Source organism: Phormidesmis sp. 146-12, assembly GCF_052939495.1.
Map to the genome: position 1 here is coordinate 1 of NZ_JBJPHS010000185.1, position 7853 is coordinate 7853.

Below are 7853 nucleotides of genomic sequence, written 5' to 3' on the forward strand. Positions count from 1 at the left end.
CTTGTCCAAAAGTCCCCCAGAATTGGGGGGTTGGGGGGCTGAAGTGCTGAGTAACGGAGCGGAAAAACTCTATCGAATTCACGTTTGTTTGGTGTCTTATGCCTTTGCCAATCTGTCACTGCTTTTCATCACTTGATTATCGCAAGTGACCTAGCGCTAGGGCTGTGACAAGCATTCCAAACACGAGAAAGGGTTGAGCACTCGCTTGATATTTCACGTCATTTTTGAGGGGATCACGCAAAAAGTACATGTCTTGAAAGGTGATCTGAGGAATGATCAACAAAATCAACAGCACTGCGTAGAGGTTTTGGTGCGTGTAAATCAAGTAAGCAGCCACGCCCGCCTGAAATACATCGATCATCAAAACGCAAATCCAGGCAGCATTGATCACACCAAACATAACTGGGAGTGAGTTGAGTCCCAGCTTACGATCGCCCTCTACACTCTTAAAGTCATTGATGATGGCAATTCCCAGTCCTGCAAAACTATAGAACAGGGTGAGCCAAACGATCGTCGGAGTCAATTCGCCAAACAGCGCGTGACCCGTCCACCAGGGGATTGCAATATAGCTGGCTCCCAGAGCAAAGCTCCCTGTCCAACCGTTTTGCTTGAGTTTCAAGGGCGGTGCCGAGTAGATGTAAGAGAGAAAAGATCCGCCGATCGCCAACGCCGTGATCGTCGGAAATTCGTGGCCTGCCCAGACATCCAGGGCGTAAGCAACTCCCAGCCCCGCAAACAGCAGCACCCAAATTTGGACGACCACCTGATTGAGCGGAATGGCACCCGATGGAATGGGGCGGTAGGGTTCATTAATGGCATCGATCTCGCGATCGTAGTAGTCGTTGAGAATCTGCGTATAGCCCGTCAGCAGTGGGCCAGCCAGCAACAACCCCGCAGCCGAAATTAAAAAGTTCTCTAGCGTCCAGGTGTACTGACCCGACGAAGCAGCCCCACAGATGATCCCCCACATCAAAGGAATCCAGGTGATCGGCTTCATCAGTTGTAAACGAATCTTCCAGATCGAAGACTCTTTCACCGCTGCGCCTTTCATGCCGAGTAGTTGACGAGTTTTAGCATCGCGATCGGACAAAGCATCGCCGCCCAACTCTAAAGAATCGGCTGACTCAGATGAGGGGGGAGTTTCGGGAGAAATGTCAGACATAGGGGGAGAAGAGGGGTGAAGGATGAGAACAGGGATGAGGGATGAGAGAGGTTGGTGAGAAGGTTGAAGAACAATGGAGAGGTGACAGTGAAGAGCGGAGGTCAGACAACTGAGAGCAGCATGATCTACCTGATCTACTTTTCATCCCTCATCCCTCTCTCCCATCCCTTCTAGAAGGAAATAATTAGATAGCCGTCTTGAAACTTTGCACCTCGGACGGGCTGGCCACGCAGTTCGGGGGGGAGGGAGATGTTGCGACGCTGATCGCCTGCTTCGATCGTAATCTCTGGCCCGTTTTGACTTAGTTTGACCTGTTTTTTATCAAATCCTGGCAAAAAGAGGGAGACTTTGCGATCGATCACACTCACTGCCATCGCACGGGGAGCCTGACTGGTCTCTTCAAGGTCTGGCAATGCGTCGATCAAAGGCTGCCAATCCTGTATTGGGAGAGAGGGAATGGCGGTGACAGGCAGGGGATTAAAGGTGTCGCTGAGATCAGATGCAGACTGGTTGGCAATCACACCCGCGATCGTGAGGCCGATTTGTTGAGCGCTTCCCCAGAGGTATTGGGCGGTGGCGATCGCAGCAGGATCGTCCGTCGTCACCAGGTAAGCGGCCATGCGTTTGGGATTGTTGACGGCTTGTTGACCTTGCGCTAGTAAATCATTTACCTGCCCCGTCGGTTGAGCAAAATTGTCTCCGGCAAAGCTGGCATTGTTGAGAACGGCACCCGCCACAGGCTGAATAAACGGAGACAGCGTTTTACCCAGATCGGAATCTGCAAAGACTTGACGAAATCGCCGAATGTACCAGCCTAAAATCTCAGGCATTCCTAACATTCTCAGCGTGTCTTGATTGCCCAAACCATCGTAGACAATCACATCATATTGATTGCTGGCATCAAATTCACGAATAGCATTGAGGGTGATCGCGCTGTCCATTCCAGGCATCACGCCCAGTTCTTGCCCAAAGACTTCCTTAAAAAACGGAGTTCGCAAATACTGCGCTTCTAATTTTTTGACCTCATCCCAACTGCGTTCTAACAGCGTCGAAGTCTGGAGTTGAACGGCTTGCAACTTGGGAGAAATTTCCTGCGGGTCAACGCCCACAGCGGCACCCAATGCCATGCCAAACGCCGGACTCGCATCTTGACCCACTAAGAGAACCCGCTGACCCTGAGCGGCGAACTTTTTGGCGGCCGCAATCGCGATCGTGGTTCGCCCTGTTCCACCTTTGCCGAGAAACGTCAATATAAAAGCCATGTCTGATCAAATAAAGTTTTGAGCCTTGAGTAAAAAAATTAAAAATAATTCAAAACTCAAAGCTCTTCCTATGTTAGCGATTGCGTGAGATCTCAAGCTAACTTGACGGCTCAACTTCGTCTTCAAAGAACCAGGTTCCGGTCTGATCTTCAAACTGCACCAACATACCAACCCCTGCACCATCGACTACTTTAAAGTCGCGAATCGTGCCAACTTTACCTAATTTATTGATAATTTCTTGAGAAACCCGATCGCGCAAGCGGCGCACACGAACCTTTTGACCAATTTCCATTGCAACTAGCATTGATGACAGAGGATACAAGCTACCCGAAAGTCTACCAGAATGTTGCGTCTTATTAAGCAGTCTCGACCAAAAGGCAAAAAACATCCGACAAAACACGAAAATATCGACTTCTGACGCTATACTTCAACCGCTATTCCTTCATTTTTAGGTCGAGCCTCCATGTTGGCAAAGAGAATTCTGCCTTGTCTAGACGTGAAAGCAGGGCGCGTAGTCAAAGGTGTGAATTTTGTCGATCTGCGCGATGCGGGCGATCCGGTAGAGTTGGCGCAGGCTTACAATCTGGCGGGGGCTGACGAACTGGTGTTTTTGGACATCACGGCCACTCATGAAGATCGAGACATTATTTTTGATGTGGTTTATCGCACTGCCGAGCAGGTGTTCATTCCCTTGACGGTGGGCGGTGGCATTCAGAACCTCGACGTGATCAAGAAGCTATTGCGGGCGGGAGCGGATAAAGTCAGCATCAATTCCGCTGCGGTGCGCGATCCAGACTTCATTAATCAAGCGAGTGCCCGGTTTGGAAATCAGTGTATTGTCGTAGCGATCGATGCTCGTCGTCGTCCCGATCCCACGAATCCCGGTTGGGATGTGTTTGTCAGAGGCGGCCGCGAAAATACTAAACTGGATGCCGTCTCATGGGCAAAAGAAGTCGAAAAACGCGGCGCAGGCGAACTGTTGATCACCAGTATGGATGCCGATGGCACTCAAGCAGGCTATGACCTGGAACTGACACGCACGATCGCTGACCAGGTACAAATTCCTGTGATTGCCTCCGGGGGCGCTGGCACTTGTGACCACATCTATCAAGCCGTCACCGACGGGAAAGCAGAAGCCGCTCTGCTCGCATCATTACTTCATTACGGACAGTTAACGGTTTCTCAGATAAAGAATTACTTAAACGATCGGCAGATTCCCGTGCGCCTCACCGAGGCTATAACCCTGTGAAGGCTTGAGATTCAAAGGTTTTGGCTGAAACCATAGAGTAGGTTATGATCAAAGTGTGGTGTTTACCAAGCTTGAAACAGAGCAACACTTTCTGAGCGTCTGTTACACTGTGTAAACTATGTTAATTATCATTCTCATCATTGTGATTGGTCTCGTGTCCTGGTCGCTGCACTTAATGCAGGAGGCGGTCGATCAGCGCGAATTTTCTCTCATGCTGGCTGGGACGCTGGTGGCGTTTTCGGCGGTAGCAATGATTGGCGTGTATTTTCTGATGGGCAACTATGTCGGATATGTGGCGCAAATCAGCCATAACACGGCCTATACAAGTCAGCCTGATATTCCCATCACCTGGTCTGCCGAAGATATTCAAGAAGTGCAGGCTTTTTATCAGTAAGGGTTTCTTCGCGTCAAGATGAAGTTGTCTCCCTTCGCTATTCAGGACTTGCTGCCCCCACTCCCCCATTCTTGGATTCATCGAATTCACATTCGTTTTTAGATAACTCTAATTTCGATCGCAGCACCTCTACAGTTTGTGCAAGAAGTTTAATAAAGTGGCTGTTTGCAACTTGCTCAAATTCTGGGGCCAGGGTTCGCTAAGATTCAGAGAGTGGTGAGTCGATCGGGTTCAATTCTCGGCAAACGAAGGATTTCAACTCCGACTATTCAAACACTCAAACCTTTCGTCTGGCGCTGCATGAGTTATTACATTTCTCCTCGCTTTCTAGATAAACTTTCGGTTCACATTACCAAAAATTATTTGACGCTGCCCAATGTCAAAGTGCCTCTCATTTTGGGCGTTCATGGCAGAAAAGGCGAAGGAAAAACCTTTCAGTGTGAGTTGGTCTATGAGCGGATGGGCGTGCAAGTCGTCAGTATGTCGGCGGGAGAGTTAGAAAGCCCCGATGCGGGTGATCCAGCTCGTTTGATTAGACTGCGCTATCGAGAAGCGGCTGACCTGGTAAAGGTGCGCGGCAAAATGGCGGTGTTGATGATTAACGATATTGATGCGGGAGCGGGTCGAGTTGATCAGTTTACGCAATACACCGTCAATACGCAGTTGGTCAATGGCACCTTGATGAATATTGCCGACAATCCGACGAATGTGCAGCTCCCGGGCAGTTATGAAATTGAGCCGATTCAACGCATTCCTATCATCGTCACTGGCAATGATTTTGGAACCCTTTACGCCCCGCTGACTCGTGACGGTCGGATGGAGAAGTTTTTTTGGGAACCCGATCGCGACGATCGAATTGGCATTGTCAGTGGCATTTTTGAAGCCGATCGCGTCAACCAGGGCGATGTCGAAAAATTAGTGGATGCGTTTCCGACTCAGGCGATCGACTTTTTTGGAGCGATTCGATCCCGTCTTTACGATGAGCAAGTTCGCAATCTAATTCAAAAAGTTGGGTTGGATCGCATCTCTCTGCGAGTGGTCAACAGTGCCGAAGCGCCCCCCGAATTTAGCCGCCCCGATTTTAGCCTGCCCCATCTATTAGAAGTCGGTCGATCGCTGGTGGGCGAACAGCAACGCATGAACGAAATGCGCCTGGTTGAGGAATACAATTTGACGATCGGCAATCGCAGGCTGGGCGAAATCAATATGATGCCAGCCCCCCCAGTTTCACAGTCAAACTCACAGTCAAGCTCACCGCAAAACTCATCGCCCAACGGTCACACGCCAACGATGAGCTATAACGGTCAATCTTCTAGCACTCGTCTCAGTCCTGAAATGGTCAGCGAAGTGAATGCGATCTTAGGAAATGGACACCGCTTGGGCATTGAATATGTGGACGATCGTCGCTTTCGCACAAATTCGTGGAACTGTTATGGCATGTTTGACGGCAATGGAGCCGAGGCCATCTCAGCCTTAGAATCTTGTCTATCAGAACACCACAAAGACTATGTGAGACTGGTGGGAATTAATGGGAGCGACAGGCGTAGAGTGATAGAAACGATTATTCAGCGTCCTGGCAGAAGTTGAACGCATCACTTTAAGTCGAATTCGATAAAATTCTCACTTCACACGAGGCGCAACTTCTTTAAGTCCCCTTTTTTAAGGGCAGTTCGATGAGAGTGACTCGCTTCGTTTCAATCGGCTTCTGCCCCCTAAATCCCCCACAAGTGAGGGACTTTGAACGAGAAAGATTGTCTCAAAGTCCCCCAAAATTGGGGGGTTGGGGGGCAGAAGTGCTGAATAACGAAGCGAGAAAACTCCATTGAATTCACGTTTTTTTAAGGGCAGAAGATCTCAACGACGAAGCAAAAGAACTTTATCGGATCGACTACTTTAACCACTTATAGTTGAATGATTTTTTGTTGTGCAATTCCTCCAGATGTATCAGTGAACCAGCCCCCATGACAATATCGAACTTCATTAGAGAACGCTGAGTTTGATAACCCGCTAACACGCGAATCACTTGATATTCAGTCGTCAAATCGCTCGTGCCATCCCATTTGAGATAAGCTAATTGACTTGATGCAATTTCACTCAATTGTTCAACGAATTCTTCAATACAATCTCTTACATCCGAGAGAATGCCAGAGGGCACAAAAATCAATCGTTCTTGCAAATCCATAGTAACGGTGACTTGATATCGTCTCACTAACGAGCATTGCAACTCAAAGCTAAACGAAACCGAGTCAGGAAGGTGTCTCCTAACGGCCATGTTGTTTTATCCTCTCTATTTAGTTCAAAGAAGATAGGAACGCTGACGGCTCAAACGTTCCCCCATCGTATGAAGTGTATGCAGGATCTTGATTCCAACCTTTCAAGATCCCATCGCAAAGCTGACGGTGTACAATCATATACGCCTCCAAAGTTAGTACGTTTAACTTAGGTGGAAGTCCTCGGAGGTCTGATCGCCACAATCAGATTTCCGGGGCGTGATACCCACCTGCGGAATATCTTACAAGAGTTTTTGGTTTTTTGGAATCCCGAATTTTAATTCGTGTGAATCTCGGTATCGATCGAGTACTCTTTTAATCTCATAATTTCAATGTTCGCACAGTCATACATAACAAGTTGAAATTTGAAATTTGCCTCCGCCCATCATTCATTCAAAAACGCTGCATTCTGACATATAGCCTACGATCGACCTCACCCAAAATCGGTATGATTGTCTGCAATGTCGAAGGTGTGAGGAATGGATAGACTGCTGACTGGTGCAACTGTAATCACAATGAATCCGGGGCGAGAGGTGCTAGAAGATGCCGCCATTTTGGTGAGGCACGATCGCATCCTCGATATCGGCAACACGACTGAACTAGTGGCAAAATACCCCGATGCCGACCAGTTGGATTGCAGCGATCGCACCATCATTCCTGGAATGGTCAACACGCACACGCATTTGTTTCAGACCTTACTCAAAGGGTTGGGCGACGATCGCGTTCTCAAAGATTGGTTTACCTGCATGACCGGGCCATCTGCGGCCCAACTCACTCCAGAAGATTGTTATGCAGCAGCGCGTCACGGCTGTGTGGAAGCGATCAAATCCGGCACCACAACGCTCGTTGATTTCATGTATGCCCACCCCAAAGGCAAGCTAACCGAAGCCGTCATTCAGGCCTTTCAAGAAACAGGAATGCGGGGCATTGTGGCGCGGGGCTATCTCACACTGGGAGAAGAGTTTGGCGTTCCCAAAGCATTAATCGAACCGTTGGATCAAGCGTTATGGGATGCGTCCAATTTGATCAGCAAATACAATCAACCCGATGCGCGAGTTCAAGTTGGGTTAGCGCCCTGCATGATTTGGAGCGTAGACACAGAAACCTTATCCAAAACTCGTCAACTTGCGGATGATCTTAAAGCACTAATTACGATTCACGTTTCTGAAACTCCGTTTGAGATTGAGAATTCCATACAGCGTTTCGGAATGCGTGATCTTCCCTATCTCGAATCGATTGAATTTCTCAAGCCTGACGTGTTAGCGGTGCATTGTGTTTATTGTGACGATCGTGATCTTCGCATTCTCAAACTACACGATGTCAAAGTGTCTCACAATCCCTGTAGCAATCTGTATCTCGCCTCTGGTTTCGCTCCCATTCCCCAAATGCTACTCGCAGGAATCACCGTCGGATTAGCCTGTGACGGGCCCGCCAGCAACAACAGTCACAACATAATTCACAGCGGCGTTGTTGCATAAAGAGGGGTTGCGGAGGGTAGAGACATGGTAAGTTTCAA

Annotated in this window: 8 protein-coding genes; 4 read left to right on the top strand and 4 right to left on the bottom strand. The window is 48.7% G+C overall.

Going from position 1 to position 7853, the window contains the following annotated elements; all coding sequences use genetic code 11:
• Positions 1-136: 136 nt before the first annotated feature.
• The 3 genes from chlG to petP form a co-directional block, all read right to left on the bottom strand.
• On the bottom strand, positions 137-1162 hold the full coding sequence (gene chlG / locus ACKFKF_RS33550; protein WP_446871707.1) for a chlorophyll synthase ChlG: 1026 nt from the start codon (positions 1160-1162) through the stop codon (positions 137-139).
• Positions 1163-1332: 170 nt separating this feature from the next.
• A complete protein-coding gene (locus ACKFKF_RS33555; protein WP_446871708.1) occupies positions 1333-2424 on the bottom strand; it encodes a Get3/ArsA fold putative tail anchor-mediating ATPase NosAFP in 1092 nt (363 codons plus the stop codon).
• Between the two features lie 97 nt (positions 2425-2521).
• Positions 2522-2716 carry a cytochrome b6f subunit PetP gene (gene petP / locus ACKFKF_RS33560; RefSeq protein ID WP_446871709.1) on the bottom strand — a complete coding sequence of 65 codons (195 nt, stop codon included), beginning with the start codon at positions 2714-2716 and terminating at the stop codon, positions 2522-2524.
• 171 nt (positions 2717-2887) lie between these two features.
• Here petP and hisF point away from each other — a divergent pair, with 171 nt between their 5' ends.
• The 3 genes from hisF to ACKFKF_RS33575 all read left to right on the top strand — a co-directional run bounded on the left by hisF (position 2888) and on the right by ACKFKF_RS33575 (position 5654).
• On the top strand, positions 2888-3673 hold the full coding sequence (gene hisF / locus ACKFKF_RS33565; protein WP_446859880.1) for an imidazole glycerol phosphate synthase subunit HisF: 786 nt from the start codon (positions 2888-2890) through the stop codon (positions 3671-3673).
• Between the two features lie 118 nt (positions 3674-3791).
• Positions 3792-4067: a hypothetical protein gene (locus ACKFKF_RS33570; protein WP_446859881.1), complete on the top strand. Its 276-nt coding sequence runs from the start codon at positions 3792-3794 to the stop codon at positions 4065-4067.
• A 300-nt stretch (positions 4068-4367) separates the two neighbouring features.
• Entirely contained in the window at positions 4368-5654 is a 1287-nt protein-coding gene (locus ACKFKF_RS33575) for a ribulose bisphosphate carboxylase small subunit (protein WP_446871710.1), read from the top strand.
• Positions 5655-5955: 301 nt separating this feature from the next.
• Here ACKFKF_RS33575 and ACKFKF_RS33580 read toward each other — a convergent pair whose 3' ends face one another.
• Positions 5956-6339, bottom strand: a complete 384-nt coding sequence (locus ACKFKF_RS33580) for a hypothetical protein (protein WP_446871711.1) — start codon at positions 6337-6339, stop codon at positions 5956-5958.
• Between the two features lie 477 nt (positions 6340-6816).
• Between ACKFKF_RS33580 and ACKFKF_RS33585 the strand changes: the two genes are divergently transcribed.
• Positions 6817-7815: an amidohydrolase family protein gene (locus tag ACKFKF_RS33585; RefSeq protein WP_446871712.1), complete on the top strand. Its 999-nt coding sequence runs from the start codon at positions 6817-6819 to the stop codon at positions 7813-7815.
• Positions 7816-7853 lie beyond the last annotated feature (38 nt).

What these genes read in the sequence shown, in the direction of transcription:
- chlG (WP_446871707.1), bottom strand. Translation starts at nt 1,162, where the DNA reads ATGTCTGACATTTCTCCCGAAACTCCCCCCTCATCTGAGTCAGCCGAT.
- ACKFKF_RS33580 (WP_446871711.1), bottom strand. Translation starts at nt 6,339, where the DNA reads ATGGCCGTTAGGAGACACCTTCCTGACTCGGTTTCGTTTAGCTTTGAG.
- ACKFKF_RS33585 (WP_446871712.1), top strand. Translation starts at nt 6,817, where the DNA reads ATGGATAGACTGCTGACTGGTGCAACTGTAATCACAATGAATCCGGGG.
- ACKFKF_RS33575 (WP_446871710.1), top strand. Translation starts at nt 4,368, where the DNA reads ATGAGTTATTACATTTCTCCTCGCTTTCTAGATAAACTTTCGGTTCAC.
- hisF (WP_446859880.1), top strand. Translation starts at nt 2,888, where the DNA reads ATGTTGGCAAAGAGAATTCTGCCTTGTCTAGACGTGAAAGCAGGGCGC.
- ACKFKF_RS33555 (WP_446871708.1), bottom strand. Translation starts at nt 2,424, where the DNA reads ATGGCTTTTATATTGACGTTTCTCGGCAAAGGTGGAACAGGGCGAACC.
- petP (WP_446871709.1), bottom strand. Translation starts at nt 2,716, where the DNA reads ATGGAAATTGGTCAAAAGGTTCGTGTGCGCCGCTTGCGCGATCGGGTT.
- ACKFKF_RS33570 (WP_446859881.1), top strand. Translation starts at nt 3,792, where the DNA reads ATGTTAATTATCATTCTCATCATTGTGATTGGTCTCGTGTCCTGGTCG.